At 73.1% G+C, this 14,613-nt stretch carries 13 protein-coding genes; 8 read left to right on the top strand and 5 right to left on the bottom strand.

The features are described from left to right. Position 1: 1 nt before the first annotated feature. The 3 genes from AC1WTP_RS03795 to AC1WTP_RS03785 are packed head-to-tail and all read left to right on the top strand — an operon-like array spanning position 2 to position 3,532. Positions 2 to 1,387, top strand: coding sequence for a serine/threonine-protein kinase (locus AC1WTP_RS03795; protein ID WP_481647831.1), 1,386 nt, complete (start codon positions 2 to 4; stop codon positions 1,385 to 1,387). Then, on the top strand, positions 1,384 to 3,198 hold the full coding sequence (gene pknB / locus AC1WTP_RS03790; RefSeq protein ID WP_481647830.1) for a Stk1 family PASTA domain-containing Ser/Thr kinase: 1,815 nt from the start codon (positions 1,384 to 1,386) through the stop codon (positions 3,196 to 3,198). The genes AC1WTP_RS03795 and pknB overlap by 4 nt, the downstream gene beginning before the upstream one ends. 25 nt (positions 3,199 to 3,223) lie before the next feature. Next, positions 3,224 to 3,532: a hypothetical protein gene (locus AC1WTP_RS03785; RefSeq protein WP_481647829.1), complete on the top strand. Its 309-nt coding sequence runs from the start codon at positions 3,224 to 3,226 to the stop codon at positions 3,530 to 3,532. A 100-nt stretch (positions 3,533 to 3,632) separates the two neighbouring features. Here AC1WTP_RS03785 and AC1WTP_RS03780 read toward each other — a convergent pair whose 3' ends face one another. The 4 genes from AC1WTP_RS03780 to AC1WTP_RS03765 form a co-directional block, all read right to left on the bottom strand. Then, the gene (locus AC1WTP_RS03780) at positions 3,633 to 4,283 is read right to left on the bottom strand and encodes an aminodeoxychorismate/anthranilate synthase component II (RefSeq protein ID WP_481647828.1); all 651 of its coding nucleotides are present in this window, start codon (positions 4,281 to 4,283) and stop codon (positions 3,633 to 3,635) included. Positions 4,284 to 4,287: 4 nt separating this feature from the next. Beyond that, positions 4,288 to 4,569: a hypothetical protein gene (locus AC1WTP_RS03775; RefSeq protein WP_481647827.1), complete on the bottom strand. Its 282-nt coding sequence runs from the start codon at positions 4,567 to 4,569 to the stop codon at positions 4,288 to 4,290. Positions 4,570 to 4,572: 3 nt separating this feature from the next. Continuing rightward, a complete protein-coding gene (locus AC1WTP_RS03770; RefSeq protein ID WP_481647895.1) occupies positions 4,573 to 5,976 on the bottom strand; it encodes a class E sortase in 1,404 nt (467 codons plus the stop codon). Between the two features lie 401 nt (positions 5,977 to 6,377). After that, a complete protein-coding gene (locus AC1WTP_RS03765; protein WP_481647826.1) occupies positions 6,378 to 7,184 on the bottom strand; it encodes a DUF881 domain-containing protein in 807 nt (268 codons plus the stop codon). A gap of 228 nt (positions 7,185 to 7,412) precedes the next feature. Here AC1WTP_RS03765 and AC1WTP_RS03760 point away from each other — a divergent pair, with 228 nt between their 5' ends. After that, entirely contained in the window at positions 7,413 to 7,676 is a 264-nt protein-coding gene (locus AC1WTP_RS03760; RefSeq protein ID WP_109900262.1) for a cell division protein CrgA, read from the top strand. A 347-nt stretch (positions 7,677 to 8,023) separates the two neighbouring features. Next, positions 8,024 to 10,261, top strand: a complete 2,238-nt coding sequence (locus AC1WTP_RS03755; RefSeq protein ID WP_481647894.1) for a (Fe-S)-binding protein — start codon at positions 8,024 to 8,026, stop codon at positions 10,259 to 10,261. 53 nt (positions 10,262 to 10,314) lie between these two features. Here the strand turns inward: AC1WTP_RS03755 and AC1WTP_RS03750 are convergent, their stop codons facing one another. Further along, a complete protein-coding gene (locus AC1WTP_RS03750) occupies positions 10,315 to 10,995 on the bottom strand; it encodes a GOLPH3/VPS74 family protein (RefSeq protein ID WP_481647825.1) in 681 nt (226 codons plus the stop codon). A 126-nt stretch (positions 10,996 to 11,121) separates the two neighbouring features. Here AC1WTP_RS03750 and AC1WTP_RS03745 point away from each other — a divergent pair, with 126 nt between their 5' ends. From AC1WTP_RS03745 to AC1WTP_RS03735, 3 genes are all read left to right on the top strand, one after another. Beyond that, the gene (locus AC1WTP_RS03745; protein ID WP_481647893.1) at positions 11,122 to 12,435 is read left to right on the top strand and encodes a hemolysin family protein; all 1,314 of its coding nucleotides are present in this window, start codon (positions 11,122 to 11,124) and stop codon (positions 12,433 to 12,435) included. Next, positions 12,428 to 13,429: a hemolysin family protein gene (locus tag AC1WTP_RS03740; protein WP_481647824.1), complete on the top strand. Its 1,002-nt coding sequence runs from the start codon at positions 12,428 to 12,430 to the stop codon at positions 13,427 to 13,429. Before AC1WTP_RS03745 ends, AC1WTP_RS03740 begins: the two co-directional genes overlap by 8 nt. A 167-nt stretch (positions 13,430 to 13,596) precedes the next feature. Then, positions 13,597 to 14,610 carry a C40 family peptidase gene (locus AC1WTP_RS03735; protein ID WP_481647823.1) on the top strand — a complete coding sequence of 338 codons (1,014 nt, stop codon included), beginning with the start codon at positions 13,597 to 13,599 and terminating at the stop codon, positions 14,608 to 14,610. Positions 14,611 to 14,613: the final 3 nt, after the last annotated feature.

The raw sequence follows: 14,613 nt of genomic DNA, 5'->3' as shown, positions 1-14,613 counted from the left end.
CATGCTCAGCCCCGGCGTGCTGCTCGGCAACCGATACCGTCTCGACGAGCGGATCGCCAGCGGCGGCATGGGTGACGTCTGGCGCGGCACCGACCAGGTGCTCGGCCGGACGGTCGCGGTGAAGAGCCTGCTGCCCGCGCTGCTGGACGAGCCCGGCTTCGCCGAGCGGTTCCGCGGCGAGGCCCGCACCATGGCCACCATCAACCACCCGGGCGTGGTCGACGTCTACGACTTCGGCAACGACCAGCAGATCGCGTTCCTGGTGATGGAGTACGTCGAGGGAGACGCGCTCTCGGCCACGCTGAGCCGGGTCGGCCGGCTCACCCCGGCCCGGACGATGGCGCTGGTCGCGCAGGCGGCCGACGCGCTGCACGCGGCGCACGAGAAGGGCATCGTGCACCGCGACGTCAAGCCCGGCAACCTGCTGGTCCGGCCGAACGGCACGCTGGTGCTGACCGACTTCGGCATCGCCCGCTCCGACCTCGTCGGGCAGCTCACCGCCGCCGGCTCGGTGCTCGGCACCGCCTCGTACATCTCCCCGGAGCAGGCCACCGGCGGCGTCGCCACCCCCGCCTCCGACGTCTACGCCCTCGGCGTGGTCGCCTACCAGTGCCTGGCCGGGCGGCGGCCGTTCGAGGGCGACAATCCCCTCGAGATCGCGATGCGGCACGTCCGGGAGGCCCCCCGGCCGCTGCCGGCCGACATCCCGCCGCAGGTCAAGGCGGTGGTCGAGCGGGCCCTGGCCAAGGACCCGGCGGCCCGCTGGCCGAGCGCCGCCGCGCTGGCCGGGGTGGCCCGGCAGTTGAAGGTCGCGCTCTCCCAGCAGGCCCGGGCCGGTGGTCAGGCCAGTCCGGTCTCGGCCGCGCCCGCCTCGCCGGCCGCTCCGCCCGGTCGCGCCCAGGTGCGCCCGCCGGCGGCAGCCCGGCCGCTGGCCGCTCCGCCGCAGCAGCCCCGCCCGACCGCCGCGCCGCCGCGCGCCGCGGTGACGCCGCAGCGCCCCACCGCGGTCGCGCCGGCCCCCGCACCCCGCCCGCCGGTGGCCCAGCCCGGCTTTCCGCGCGGTGCCGCCCCGGTGCCCCCGCCCGCCACGGCGCGCCCGATGGCGTACGCCCCGCAGCCCGGCCAGCCGGCCCCCGGCCGTTCCCGACCCGGCATGGTGTTCGTCGCCATCCTCCTGGCCGTACTGGTACTCATCTGCTCCGGCGTGATTTCCTACAGTCTGCGGAAGGGCACGCAGTCGGGCGCGCTCGCCCCGCAGGCGGTGACGTCCGGCGCGCTCAGGCCCGCCGGATGCGACGATCTGGCCGAGACGTCGTACCGTCGACAGGTACGGCCCCGGCCGGGCAGCGGCGAGACGACGACGAGCGAAGGACGACAGACGCGATGACAGCGCAGGCCCGCCTGCTCGGTGGCAGGTATCAGGTCGGCGAGCTGCTCGGCTACGGCGGCATGGCCGAGGTGCACCGCGGTCGCGACCTCCGGCTCGGTCGGGACGTCGCGATCAAGATGCTCCGGGCGGATCTGGCCCGGGACGCGACCTTCCAGATGCGGTTCCGCCGCGAGGCGCAGAACGCGGCGTCGCTGAACCACCCGGCGATCGTGGCCGTCTACGACACCGGCGAGGAGACCGCGCCGACCGGCGAGACGCTGCCGTTCATCGTGATGGAGTTCGTCAACGGGCGGACCCTCAAGGAGGTGCTCGGCGCCGAGGGGCGGCTCCAGCCGCGCCGGGCGCTGGAGATCTGCGCCGACATGTGCGCGGCGCTGGAGTTCAGCCACCGGCACGGCATCATCCACCGGGACATCAAGCCCGGCAACGTGATGCTGACCCAGACCGGCCAGGTCAAGGTGATGGACTTCGGCATCGCCCGGGCGCTGGCCAGCGGCGCCACCACGATGACGCAGACCAGCGCGGTGATCGGCACGGCGCAGTACCTCTCCCCGGAGCAGGCCCGGGGTGAGGCGGTCGACGCCCGATCCGACGTCTACGCCGCCGGCTGCGTGCTCTTCGAGCTGCTCTGTGGCCACCCGCCGTTCGTCGGCGACAGCCCGGTCAGCGTCGCCTACCAGCACGTCCGGGAGGCGCCGCCGACGCCGAGCGACATCAACCCGGACGTCAACCCGGCGGTCGACGCGATCGTGCTCAAGGCGCTGTCGAAGAACCCGCTCAACCGCTACCAGAGCGCCGGCGAGATGCGCGCCGACCTGCTCCGCGCGGCCGCCGGTCGGCCGGTGCTGGCCACCCCGGTGATGCGCGAGGACGAGACCATGCCGATGGCGCCGGCCGCCGGCGCGGCGGGCTACCCGCCCGCCCCCGGCGTGCCGCAGACCCGGCAGATCCCGGCCCGGGTCGGTGACCCGCGCCAGCGCAAGGCGTCGTCGTGGCTGATCGCCACCTTCTCCGCGGTCGGCGTGCTCGCGGTGATCGCCCTGGTCGCCGCCCTGCTCTGGAGCCAGCAGGGGGACAAGCAGGTCACCGTGCCCACGGTGACCGGTCTGACCCAGGACCAGGCGTTCGCGCAGATCCAGCAGGCCGGGCTCGTGCCCCAGGCCGGCGAGCAGGTCTTCAACGCCACCTGCCAGAAGGGGACGGTCGCCGAGCAGAATCCGCGTCCGAACGCCCGGCTGGAGGCGGACCAGGTGGTCACGATCCAGGTCTGCGGCGGCCCGGCCACGAAGGCCATCCCGTCCGGGATCGAGGGGTCGACGTTCGAGAGCGCGAAGCAGCGGCTGGAGTCCGAGGGCTTCACGGTCAGGCGGGAGGAGCTGGACAGCCCGGAGCGGAAGGACACCGTGCTCAAGGTGGCACCGGCCGAGGGCACGCGGGTCGCGGAGGGCGCGACGGTCACCCTCACCGTCTCCAAGGGCAATGTCGCCCAGGTGCCGAACGTGCTCAACGCCACCGAGGACGACGCCCGGGACGAGCTGGAGGACGCCGGCTACCGGGTAAAGGTGGAGCAGGGCGACGAGGTACCGGCGGACCGGGCGGGCCGGGTGCAGTCACAGAACCCGAAGGCCGGCAACAACCTGGCCAAGGGTAAGACGGTGACCATCGTGGTCAGCGTGCCCGAGGTGGTCGACCCGACGCCGACCGGATCGGTGACCCCGACGCCGACGACCACGCCGTCCGACGGCAGTGGTGGCGGTTTCCCGTTGTTCCCGACCACCCCGCCACCAGCCCGGCTCTCCGGCGAGTGACGTCCGTCGCGTCGAAGATCGGCACATGGTGACGCCGTCCCGGGCCGCGTGGCTCGGGACCGCCGTGGTGGTGCTCCTGCTGACCCTGCCGATCTCCATTCCCTCGCCCGGTGACCACGAGACGGCGGCCTGCGGCAACGCGTTGGCCGCCGACCTGGACCGTTGGGCCGGCCCCTCGGACGGGAACTACTGGGAGGCGGCCCACCGGTCCTGCACCTCGAGGCGGATCGACCGGATCGGCAAGGCGGTCGGCGTCCTGTCGCTGACGGTCCTGGCCGTGACGCTCCTGGCGGCCCGGGCCCGGCGTCGGGCGGAGGACGGCCTCGAGGACTGAGTCACGGTCGAACGGGCAGCCCGGCCCGCGCGGGGCGTGACCAGGTCGCCAGCGGTCGGCGGAGTCTGCCGGACTCTGGCCGAATCCGGGCCGCGTGACCTCAGGCCGCGGCGAACGCGGCGCGGCGGCGCGCGTCCACCTCGGCGGCGAGTTCCGGGGCGCGCTCCAGCGCCTCCGGGTGACCGCAGCCGGCCAGCCAGTTAGCCAGCATCAGGTGGCCACCCTCGGTCAGCACCGACTCGGGGTGGAACTGGACGCCCTCGATCGGCAGCGTCCGGTGCCGCATCGCCATCACCACGCCGGAGCCGGTCCAGCCGGTGACCTCCAGCTCGCTCGGCAGCGTCTCGGGCAGTACGGCGAGCGAGTGGTAGCGGGTCGCGGTGAACGGGTCGGGCAGGCCGGCGAGCACTCCGGTCGAGCCGTGCCGCACCTGTGAGGTCTTGCCGTGCAGCAGCTCTGGAGCGCGGGCCACGGTGGCGCCGAACGCCTCGCCGATCGCCTGGTGGCCGAGGCAGACCCCGAAGATCGGCAGCTCGCCGGCGTAGGTGCGGATGACGTCGAGGCAGATGCCGGCCCGGTCGGGGCTACCCGGCCCGGGTGAGAGCAGGACGCCGGCCGCGCCGACCCGCCCCACCTCGGCCACGTCGATCTCGTCGTTGCGGCGCACCTCGCACTCGACGCCGAGCTGGCCCAGGTACTGCACCAGGTTGAAGACGAACGAGTCGTAGTTGTCGATCACCAGGACGCGCATCGACTCACCTGTCCGGAGAGGGGGGCGGGGTGTTGTTCCGCTCGGTGTCGTACGGCAGATCGTGCTCGTCGCCGGGGGGCGCGTCCCCCGGAACCACGTCGCCGCCGGGGTCACCGGGCACGCCGGAGTCCTGAGTGACCTGCACGTCGTCGAAGGGCAGCAGGGGCTCCGCCCAGGGGAAGACCACATACCAGAGCAGGGCCACCATCGCGGCGGCGAGCAGGACGCTGCCGGCGAGCTTGCCGGGCAGCCCGAACGGGAGCTTCCGCCAGATCCAGGCGTACACGGGTCAGCCTCCCAGCTCCGCCGGGCGACCCGCCGACTTCGGTTGGGACCGGTCCAGCTCGGCGTGGATGATCAGGCGTTGGTAGTTGTCGAACTTCGGGTTGCAGGTGGTCAGCGTGAGCATCCGCTTGGTCGGCTTCTCGCCCGGCTTGCCCGGCACCGGCGCCACCACCTCGACCTGGGTCGGCTTCACGATGTGGTTGCGGGTCACCTTGTAGACGTACCAGGTGTCCTTGCCCTCGACCACGATGGCGTCGCCGTCGTGCAGCTCGTCCAGCCGCCAGAAGGTGGCCCGGTTGCGGTGCCCGGCCACGGAGAAGTTGCCCACCTCGCCGGGGAGGGCGCTCTTCGGGTAGTGACCCGGGGCGTACCGGATGTCCTTCTGGGTGACGCCCTCGACCACCACCCAGTTCTTGTCCAGCTTGGGGATGTAGAGGCCGGCGATCGGCTTGCCCTGCACGGGCGGCTTGGGCTTGGTGCTCGGGGCGGCGCTGGCCGACGGCGCCACCGTCGGGTCGCCGTCCGGGCCCCACGCCTGCGCCAACTGCTGGCTGAGGTCGTTCTGGTGGGCGTCGACGATCGCCGACTTGCCCCACACCTCGTAGCCGGCGAAGAGAAGCACCACCAGCCCGAACGTGATCAGCACCTCGCCGGTCACCCGGATGCCGCTGCGCAGCCGGGAGGCGAGCGACGGCCGGGTCAGCTCCGAGTAGACGCTCCGGTAGCCCTCGCCGGTCTGCTCCGGCCGGAGCTGCACCACCCGCTCGCCCCGGCGCGGACGGGGTGGCTCGTCGACGTCCCCGGGGTCGCCGGTCGGCTCGGTGCGCGGGACCGCACCCATCAGGGCGGTCGAATCGAGGGCGGGCGGTCCGCCCGGCGTACGGCCGCCGACGGCCGGGATCAGCGCGGTGGCCGCGGGATCGGCGGTGCGGTCCGGGCCGGCCGGAGAGACCGGGACCGCGGGACCGGCGCTCGCGGAGGCCGGGCCGCCGACCTGCGGGAGGAACGCGGTCGGCGCGTCCGTGGTCGGCGCGGGCCGCCCGGCCTGGGCGGCGGCGCGGTCGACGGGCGGGCGCCCGGCCGGCTCGGCGGCGGCCCGGGCGGGCGAGACCGGCCGGTCGGCGTCGAGGGACGCGGCCGGGCCGTGCGGCGTCGCGGGTGCGGCCGGACCGCGGGGCGTGCTGGGTACGGCCGGCCGGAGCGCGGCGTTGCCCGGCCACGCCGGTGGCGCGCCCGGACCCGTCGCGGCCGGCGCGCCCGGACCGGCGGCGGCCGGGGTGCCGGCGTGGCCCGGACCGGCGGCGGCCGGGGGGCCGGCCTGGCCCGGGTTGCGGGGCGTGCCCGGCCGGGGTTCGGTGGCCGGACCGGAGCGGCCGGGGTTCGCCGGCCAGTTCGGCTCCTGCGGCACCCCTGGAGATCGCGCCGCCTCGGCCGAGCGCGCGGAATCGGTCGGCCACGCCGGGCCGGTGGAGCGCGCCTGGTCAGAGGAGCGTGTCGGGTCGGGCGACCAGGCCGGACCGGTCGAGCGGGTGGGCTCGGTGGTCGCGGCCGGGTCGGTGAACCAGCCCGGGCCGGCGGAGCGGCTGGGGGCGGCGGGGCGCGGCAGGTCGGCGGGGTCGCGCTCCGGGGCCTTGCCGCCGGCGGGCGGCTGGGCCGCCGCGGAGCGCGGTAGCACCGGCTCGGGCCAGCCGCGCGTCGGGCGGGCCGTCGGCGCGGGCCGGTCGGTCTTGGGGATGAACGCGGTCGGCTCGTCGGCCGGGTCGCGGTGACGCCCGTCCCGATCCTCCCACCGGTCCTCCGGCACGCGACTCACCGCGGCACCGTCGCCGAACGCAGGGCGGTCGAGTCCTCGAACGCCGGGACGGTCACCGTGGAGACGGTCTCCTTGTAGCCGAGCTGGTAGTGGTCGACCGCGTCCTTGAACAACCGGACTCCCTCAGAGCCGGCGAGGGCCTGCTGGAGGGCAGCGGGATCGCCGATTGCTACGATCTTGAATGGCGGGGAGTACACCCGGCCGTGCAGCAGCAGGGTGTTACCCACGCAGCGTACCGCGCTGGTGGCGAGCACGCGGACGTTCATGATTGACATGGCCTCCGCGCCGCCGGCCCAGAGCGCGTTCACCACCGCTTGGACGTCACCCTGGTGGACGACCAGGTAGTCGTTGGTGACCCCTTCGGGCAGGTTCTGCTCGGTGCGCCGGGGCGCGTCGTTGAGTTCCACCGTGACGCCGGGCCCGGTCAGGGCGGTGAAGCCGGCGGCCTCGCGGGTGGCGGCGGCCCGTTCCTGCTGCTCCTTGATCGGGCCGTCCGTGTCGGCCAGCGTGCTGGTCCGCTCCTCCACCTCGTGGCGCAGGGTCGCGGCCCGGCGCTCGCTCGCCGCCACCTGCTCGCGGCGGTCCTCGATCAGCTGGTTGAGCTGGGGGCGTCGGTCCTCGCGCAGGGCGGTGCCGCCGGCCGTGGTCGCGGTGGTGGTGAAGAGCAGTCCGGCCGCGGCGGCGATCAGCGGTACGCCGATCGACCAGCCCGGTCGTCGCTGCCGCGGTCGCCGGGGCAGCAGCCCGGCGACGGCCCGCCGGAGCACCTTCTGCCACGAGGCAGCGCCGGATGTGTACTCCACCGAGCGTTCCTTCCGCGTCGTCTGGTTCCGCCCGGCACGGTGCGAGCCGGTGCGGTGACCGGTTCGTCCCACACTTTTCGGTCACTCGGTGCACCGGCCTGACCCCATTCGTGGCCCGGACGGGTCTTCGGGACTACGCTAGCTGTCGAACATTATTGGCCATGGACCGTCGCCCCCGCGCCCGGTTGTCAGGCCGGACGAGGTCAGTCATCCCCTCTGGAGAGCGTCGTGCCCAAGTCTCAGGTCCGCAAGAAGAAGGTGTACACCCCGCCGACGGACGTGCGTCCGACGGCGACGGCGGCGACGCGCAAGCCTAGCCCGGTGTGGTTGCCGGTCACCGCGGTCGCGCTCATCGTCGCTGGCATCGGCTGGCTGGTGGTCTACTACCTCTCCGAGCAGGAGTACCCGGTCATGTCGTGGGGTTACTGGAACCTCGCGGTCGGGTTCGGCGCGATGGTGGCCTCGCTCCTGCTGCTCTCCCGCTGGCGCTGACGGTCCGCCGCCACTGCGGCGGCGACTGACGTCGACCCGTGCGGCGGCGCCGGCCCGGTCCGGCCCGCCGCCGCCTGTGCGGCAATCCACATCACTCGACGCGGCCCCTGCCCGGCAGTTGCGGGCGGGGCGACCTATGGTGTGCGCAGGGCGGCGTGGCCGGGTGCGAGAAGACTCACGTTACCGATGGGTAACCTTGCGCGTAGGCTGCACTGCATGACCGAGCGGAGCGAGGTCATCGACCGGTCCGGTCGAGGGTGCGGCAGTGGCGACTCGCCGATCGCGCCCGGACCCGGCCCCCGGTCGCCGAGCCGCTCGACAGGCAGCAGACCGGGGAGGCCAACTCGATGGGCAGCGTCCAGATCGTCACCACGATCCTTGCGTTCGCCATCACCGCGGTGGCGGTGGGGCTTGCGGTACGCGCGGTCATGCAGATGACGGCCGTGATCCGGCTGGGTCAGCCCGACCCGGAGCGGTTCGGGGACAAGGGCACCCGGACGAAGACCATGCTGGTCGAGACCGCCGGCCACACCCGGATGCTCCGGTGGAGCGTGGTCGGCGCCGCGCACTGGTTCGTGATGATCGCCTTCATCGTGCTCTCGCTGCTGGTGCTGGAGGCGTACTTCGAGGTGGTCAGCACCCGTGGCGAGCTGCCGATCATCGGGCACTGGATGATCTTCGGTCTGGCCACCGAGGTGATCGGGGTGCTCGGCCTGGTCGGCATCCTGGTGCTGATGGCGATCCGGCTGCGTAACCGGCCGACCCGGCCGGGCGGCCGCTCCCGGTTCACCGGCTCCACCATGTGGCAGGGCTACTTCGTCGAGTGGGTCGTGCTGCTCGTCCTGATCTTCGGCTTCCTGATCCGCGGCTTCAAGGTCGCCACCGACCACTTCGCGTACCCGGTCTGGGCCACCCCGGTCAGCCATGCCCTCGGCGCCGCGCTGCCGAACTGGGAGGCGGGCGTCAGCGTCGCCGCGCTCATCAAGATCGTTATCTCGATGACCTGGCTCATCGTCATCTCGCTGAACGTCACCATGGGTGTCGCCTGGCACCGCTTCCTGGCGTTCCCGAACATCTTCTTCAAGCGCAACCCGGGCCGGGCCGGCTCCGGCCTCGGCGCGCTGCGGCCGATGATGAGCGCCGGCAAGCCGCTCGACTTCGAGGAGGCCGACCCGGAGAAGGACCAGTTCGGCGTCGCCCAGGTGGAGCAGTTCACCTGGAAGGGCCTGCTGGACTTCAGCACCTGCACCGAGTGCGGCCGCTGCCAGTCGCAGTGCCCGGCCTGGAACACCGGCAAGCCGCTGTCGCCGAAGCTGCTGGTGCTGAGCCTGCGTGACCACGCGTACGCCAAGGCGCCCTACCTGCTGGCCGGCGGCGGCAAGGACCTGACCGGCGAGGAGAAGGCGACCGCCGCGCAGCTCGCCCACGTCGACGTGCTCGCCCTGGCCGAGGCGGAGAAGCCGCTGATCGGCTCCGCCGAGGACGGCGGCGTCATCGACCCGGACGTGCTCTGGTCCTGCACCACCTGCGGCGCCTGCGTCGAGCAGTGCCCGGTGGACATCGAGCACGTGGACCACATCGTCGACATGCGCCGCTACCAGGTGCTGATCGAGTCGAGCTTCCCGTCCGAGGCCGGCGTGATGCTGCGCAACCTGGAGAACAAGGGCAACCCGTGGGGCGCCCCGCAGAACACCCGGGAGGACTGGACCAAGGGCCTGGGCTTCGAGGTGCCGCGGGTCGGCGAGGTCGAGGACTTCGAGTACCTGTTCTGGGTCGGCTGCGCCGGCGCGTTCGAGGACCGGGCCAAGAAGACCACCCGGGCCGTCGCCACGCTGCTCAACGAGGCGGGCGTGAAGTTCGCGATCCTCGGCGAGGGCGAGACCTGCTCGGGCGACCCGGCCCGGCGGATCGGCAACGAGTTCGTCTTCCAGATGCTCGGCCAGCAGAACGTCGAGACGCTCAACGAGGCGTTCGGCGACCGGGAGAAGGCCAAGCGCAAGATCGTGGCGACCTGCCCGCACTGCTTCAACACCCTCGGCAACGAGTACGGACAGCTCGGCGGCGAGTTCGAGGTCGTGCACCACACCCAGTTGCTGGCCCATCTGGTCGCCACCGGCAAGCTCACCCCGGTGCAGCCGGTCGACGGCGGGGTCACCTACCACGACCCCTGCTACCTGGGCCGGCACAACCGGGTCTTCGCCCCGCCGCGTGAGGTGTTGGGGGCCGCCATCGGCGGTCAGAGCGGTTCGGCCGGCGCCTCCGCTGATGGCCGCGACAGCGGCCTGACCGAGATGCCGCGCAACAGCGAGCGCTCCTTCTGCTGCGGCGCCGGCGGCGCCCGGATGTGGATGGAGGAGAAGATCGGCAAGCGGATCAACGTGGAACGGGTCGAGGAGGCCATCTCCACCGGGGCGAAGACGGTCGCCGTCGGCTGCCCGTTCTGCTCGACGATGCTCAACGACGGCGTGAACGGCAAGGGTGCCAGCGAGCAGGTCGAGGTGGTCGACGTGGCCAGTGTGCTGCTCCGCTCGGTCAAGCCGGAGCAGACGCAGGGCGACAAGGAGACCGAGCCGGTCGCCGGCTGAGGCGTACCGCCGCGGGCGCGGTGCCGCCGCGAGGTGGCGCCGCGCCCGTGCCGTCAGGAGGCCGCGGCGGTCACCGTCGCGGCGGTGGCGGCCGAGGTGACCACCAGCAGCACGGCGGCCTCGGTCTCCTGGATGGCCTTGCGGGTCGCCACGGACGCCCAGTCGCCCGCGGCGATCTCGGCCAGCCGGTGCTTCACCCGCTCCTTGGGCAGCTCCCGGAAGAGGTGCCGGTCCAGCCGGACCGCCCGGGCCAGGCCGATCAGGGCCGCCGTGCGCGGCTCCACCGGGCCGTCCGTGGCCACCGCCGCGGTCATCCGCGCCCGGGCCCGGGTCTCCGCCGCCGGCTCCGCCCCGCTCTGGGACGGATAGCGGGTACGCGGGAAGACCCACAGCACCCGGTCGGACTCCCGGCGCAGCACCCCGGCGGTGACCAACCCGTCCAGCACCTGCTCGGGCAGGTCCCGGGCGAGCCGGGCGACCCAGTCCTTCGGCCGGCGGCATTGCTCGTCGGTGCCGATCCGGGTCAACGCGTCGTCGAGTTGCCGCTGACCGAGCGGGGTCGGATCGACCACCACCAGGCGGTCGTCGACCACGTCCACCCGGCCGGCGAGCGCCAGCTCCAGCAGCAGCGCCCCGGCCAGTCCGTGGTCGAGGGCGGGCCGGTTGAGCTGGAGGTTCCCCTTGTCGTCGTAGGCCAGCAGGGCCAGTTCGTGCGCGAGGGTGAGTTCGGCCATGGCCCGACGGTAGCCCGACCCGGCCAGCTCCACCCGCGACGCGCGGGTCGTGCCGGGACGACCCGCCCCGTGCGAGAATCGCGCCGAGGTGAGGCGACCATCGACGGCCTGCTCGTGTCCACGCTGCTGCCCCTGGTCGGCTTCCTGCTGCTGACCGGCGGCAACGCGTTCTTCGTCGCGGCCGAGTTCGCGCTGGTCACCGTGGACCGGGTGGAGATCGACCGGCGGGCCACCGGGGGCGACGGGCCGGCCGCGGCCGTCCGCCGGGCGCTGCGGGAACTCTCCTTCCAGCTCTCCGGAGCGCAGCTCGGCATCACCATCACCGCCCTGCTCACCGGTTACCTCGCCGAGCCCGCGCTGGCCCGGCTCTTCGCGCCGCTGCTGGACCCGCTCGCCGGGGCGGCCACCGACCGGATCACCCCGTTCCTGGCGCTCGCCCTGGCCACCCTGGTCTCCATGCTCTTCGGTGAACTGGTGCCGAAGAACCTCGCGCTGGCCCGGCCGATGCCCGTCGCGCTGGCCACCGCCGGCCCGATGCGGGCCTTCTCCCGCGCCTTCGGCTGGCTGATCCGGGGCTTGAACGGGTCGGCGAACGGCCTGGTCCGGGCGCTCGGGGTCGAGCCGCAGGAGGAACTGGCCAGCGCCCGCTCCCCGGAGGAGCTGGGTCTGCTGGCGGCCATCTCGGCCCGGGCCGGGGCGCTGCCGCCGGACACCGCGATGCTGCTGCGCCGCACCATCCGCTTCGGCGACAAGCGGGCGGCCGAGGCGATGACGCCACGGGTGGACGTGATCGCGCTGCGCGCCACGGCCACCGTGGCCCAGCTGCTCGATCTCGCCCGGCGCACCGGCCGGACCCGGTTCCCGGTCTACGAGGAGACGCTCGACCTGGTGACCGGCGTCGCGGGGGTGCCGGACGTGCTCGGCGTCCCGCTGGCCGAGCGCGGCTCGACCACGGTCGGCTCGGTGGCCCGCGAACCGGTGTACGTGCCGGAGAGCCTCGACCTCGACGGGGTGCTAGCCGCGCTCAAGGCCGCCGGCGCCGACCTCGCCATCGTGGTGGACGAGTACGGCGGCACGGACGGCGTGGTGACCGTGGAGGACCTGGTGGAGGAGCTGGTCGGCGAGATCGCCGACGAGTTCGACCCGGCCGCGGTGTCCGACGTCGGTCCGGTCGAGCTGACCGTGCCCGGCGGGGAGCGCACCGTGCTGGCCGACGGCGTGCTGCGCTCGGACGAGCTGGCCGAGCAGACCGGCTTCCGGTTGCCCGAAGGGCCGTACGAGACGCTGGCGGGGTTCCTGATGGCCCGGCTGGGGCACATCCCGGTGGCGGGTGAGACGGTCGAGGAGGCCGGGTACGAGTTCACCGTCGTCGAGGTGGAGCGGCGCCGGATCGAACAGGTCCGGGTGGTCCGTCCCGAGGATCCCGACGACGATGGCTGAACTGCTCGTCACGGTGGTGCTGCTGCTCGGCAACGCGTTCTTCGTGGGCAGCGAGTTCGCGCTGATCGCGTCCCGGCGCACGGTGGTGGAACCGCTGGCGGCGACCTCGAAGCGGGCCCGCTGGGCGCTGTCCGCGATGAACCAGATCCCCCTGATGATCGCCGGCGCCCAGCTCGGCATCACCATCTGCTCGCTGGGGCTGGGCGCGATCGCCGAGCCGGCCCTGGCCCACCTGCTGGAGTCGCCGTTCCACGCGCTGGGGCTGCCCGCCCAGGCGGTGCACCCGGTGGCCTTCGTGCTCGCCCTCGGGATCGTGGTCTTCCTGCACACCGTGGTCGGCGAGATGGTGCCGAAGAACATCACGCTGGCCGGGCCCGAGGTGTCCGCGCTCTGGCTGGGCCCGGCGATGCTGGCGTTCTGCCTGGCCACCAAGCCGCTGCTGCTGGCCATGAAATGGGCGTCCCGGCGGGTGCTGCGGCTGTGGCGGATCGAGGCAACCGAGGCGGTCAAGACCGTCTTCACCGCCGAGGAACTGGCCGGCCTGGTGTCGCAGGCGCGTACCGAGGGGCTGCTCGACGCCGAGGAACACGCGCGGATCACCGGCGCGCTCGCCCTGCACAGCCGGACCGCGGCCGACGCCCTGCAGCCCTGGTCGACGGTGACCACCGTCGCCGAGGACGTCTCGCCCGCCTCGCTGGAGGTGCTGGCCACCCGGACCGGCCGGTCCCGGTTCCCGGTGGTGCAGCGGTCCACCCGGCGGGTGCTCGGCTTCGTGCACGTCAAGGACGTGCTCGGGTACGCCGGGGTGAGCCGGCGGGCGCCGGTGCCGGCGGAGGTGTACCGCCCGCTGGCGGTGGTGCCGCCGGAGCGTACGCTCGCCGATCTGCTGCTGGCGATGCGCCGTGAGCGGCGGCACATGGTGCTGGTGAGCGACGGCCGCCGCCCGCTCGGCGTGGTGACGCTCGACGACGTATTGACCGCCATCGTCGGCTGAAGGCCGGACACCCTTGGTACACAAGCGGTTGCGCAGTCGTGATGTGGCCGTTGGTCGCCTTGATTCCGCCCCGGGGCTTCCCTAATGTGGGGCACCGGCCGCTGTGGGTCGTCTGCCTCGCCCCTTCCCCTCCGCGAGGCGCCCGGCGGTCGGTTGCAAAGGAGTCGGTGCCGGTGGCAACCATGCCCCCTCATCGTCACGCACCGGGACGGCCTGCTCGTCCGGGCGGCCTGCGCCGGGTCGCCCACCGTCTGCTCACCCTGGTCGCCGCCGCGGCCGTCGGTGCCGGTCTGCTCGCCGCACCGGCGCACGCCGCGCCCTCGGTCGACGAGATCGAGGCGCAGATCGACAAGCAGTGGGAGCAGTTGGAGCCCACCATCGAGCAGTACAACAAGGTGCGGGCGCAGCTGAAGAACAACCGCAAGAAGTCGGCGGACCTGGAGAAGAAGATCCAGCCGCTGGCCTTGGAGAGCGAGCTGGCGATGAACCGGGTGGGCGACCTCGCCTCCCGCTACTACATCACCGGCCCGTCCCAGGACGTCGCGGCCCTGCTGATGAGCGCCAAGCCGAGCACGCTCACCGAGCAGCTCACCATCCTCGACCGGCTGGCCGCCCAGGAGCGCAAGCAGATCGAGGGCGTGCTCGCGGTCCGCAAGAAGTACGACGACCAGAAGCAGAAGCTCGACACGCTGATCGCGGAACAGGTCAAGCAGCAGAACGAACTGGCGGCGAAGAAGAAGCACATCGAGGCCGAGGTCAAGCGGCTCGAGAAGATGCTGCCGGTGACGGTGGTCAAGACGGAGAAGTGCCCGACCATCGAGGGCGTGGTCAGCGAGGCGGCCCGGGAGGCCATCAGGACCGCGTGCGCCCAGGTCGGCAAGCCGTACGTGTGGGGCGCCGACGGGCCGAACTCGTTCGACTGTTCCGGCCTGACCCAGTACGCCTACAAGGCGGCCGGGATCTACCTGACCCACCACACGGGCGCGCAGTGGAGAGAGGGCAAGGCCATCTCGCGCTCCGACGCGCGCCCGGGTGACCTGGTCTTCTTCTTCAGCGACCTGCACCATGTGGGGCTCTACCTCGGCAACGACAAGATGGTGCACGCGCCGCGGGCCGGCAAGCCGGTCAACGTCTCCAGCATCAACACCATGCCGGTCGCCGGGTTCCGCCGACCCGGCTGATCG

Source organism: Micromonospora sp. R311, assembly GCF_056780015.1.
This window is presented reverse-complemented; position numbering and strand designations above follow the sequence as displayed.

Excerpts from the sequence above, each read along its gene's own strand:
- AC1WTP_RS03795 (WP_481647831.1), top strand. The coding sequence starts at position 2 with ATGCTCAGCCCCGGCGTGCTGCTCGGCAACCGATACCGTCTCGACGAG.
- pknB (WP_481647830.1), top strand. The coding sequence starts at position 1,384 with ATGACAGCGCAGGCCCGCCTGCTCGGTGGCAGGTATCAGGTCGGCGAG.
- AC1WTP_RS03785 (WP_481647829.1), top strand. The coding sequence starts at position 3,224 with ATGGTGACGCCGTCCCGGGCCGCGTGGCTCGGGACCGCCGTGGTGGTG.
- AC1WTP_RS03780 (WP_481647828.1), bottom strand. The coding sequence starts at position 4,283 with ATGCGCGTCCTGGTGATCGACAACTACGACTCGTTCGTCTTCAACCTG.
- AC1WTP_RS03755 (WP_481647894.1), top strand. The coding sequence starts at position 8,024 with ATGGGCAGCGTCCAGATCGTCACCACGATCCTTGCGTTCGCCATCACC.
- AC1WTP_RS03750 (WP_481647825.1), bottom strand. The coding sequence starts at position 10,995 with ATGGCCGAACTCACCCTCGCGCACGAACTGGCCCTGCTGGCCTACGAC.
- AC1WTP_RS03740 (WP_481647824.1), top strand. The coding sequence starts at position 12,428 with ATGGCTGAACTGCTCGTCACGGTGGTGCTGCTGCTCGGCAACGCGTTC.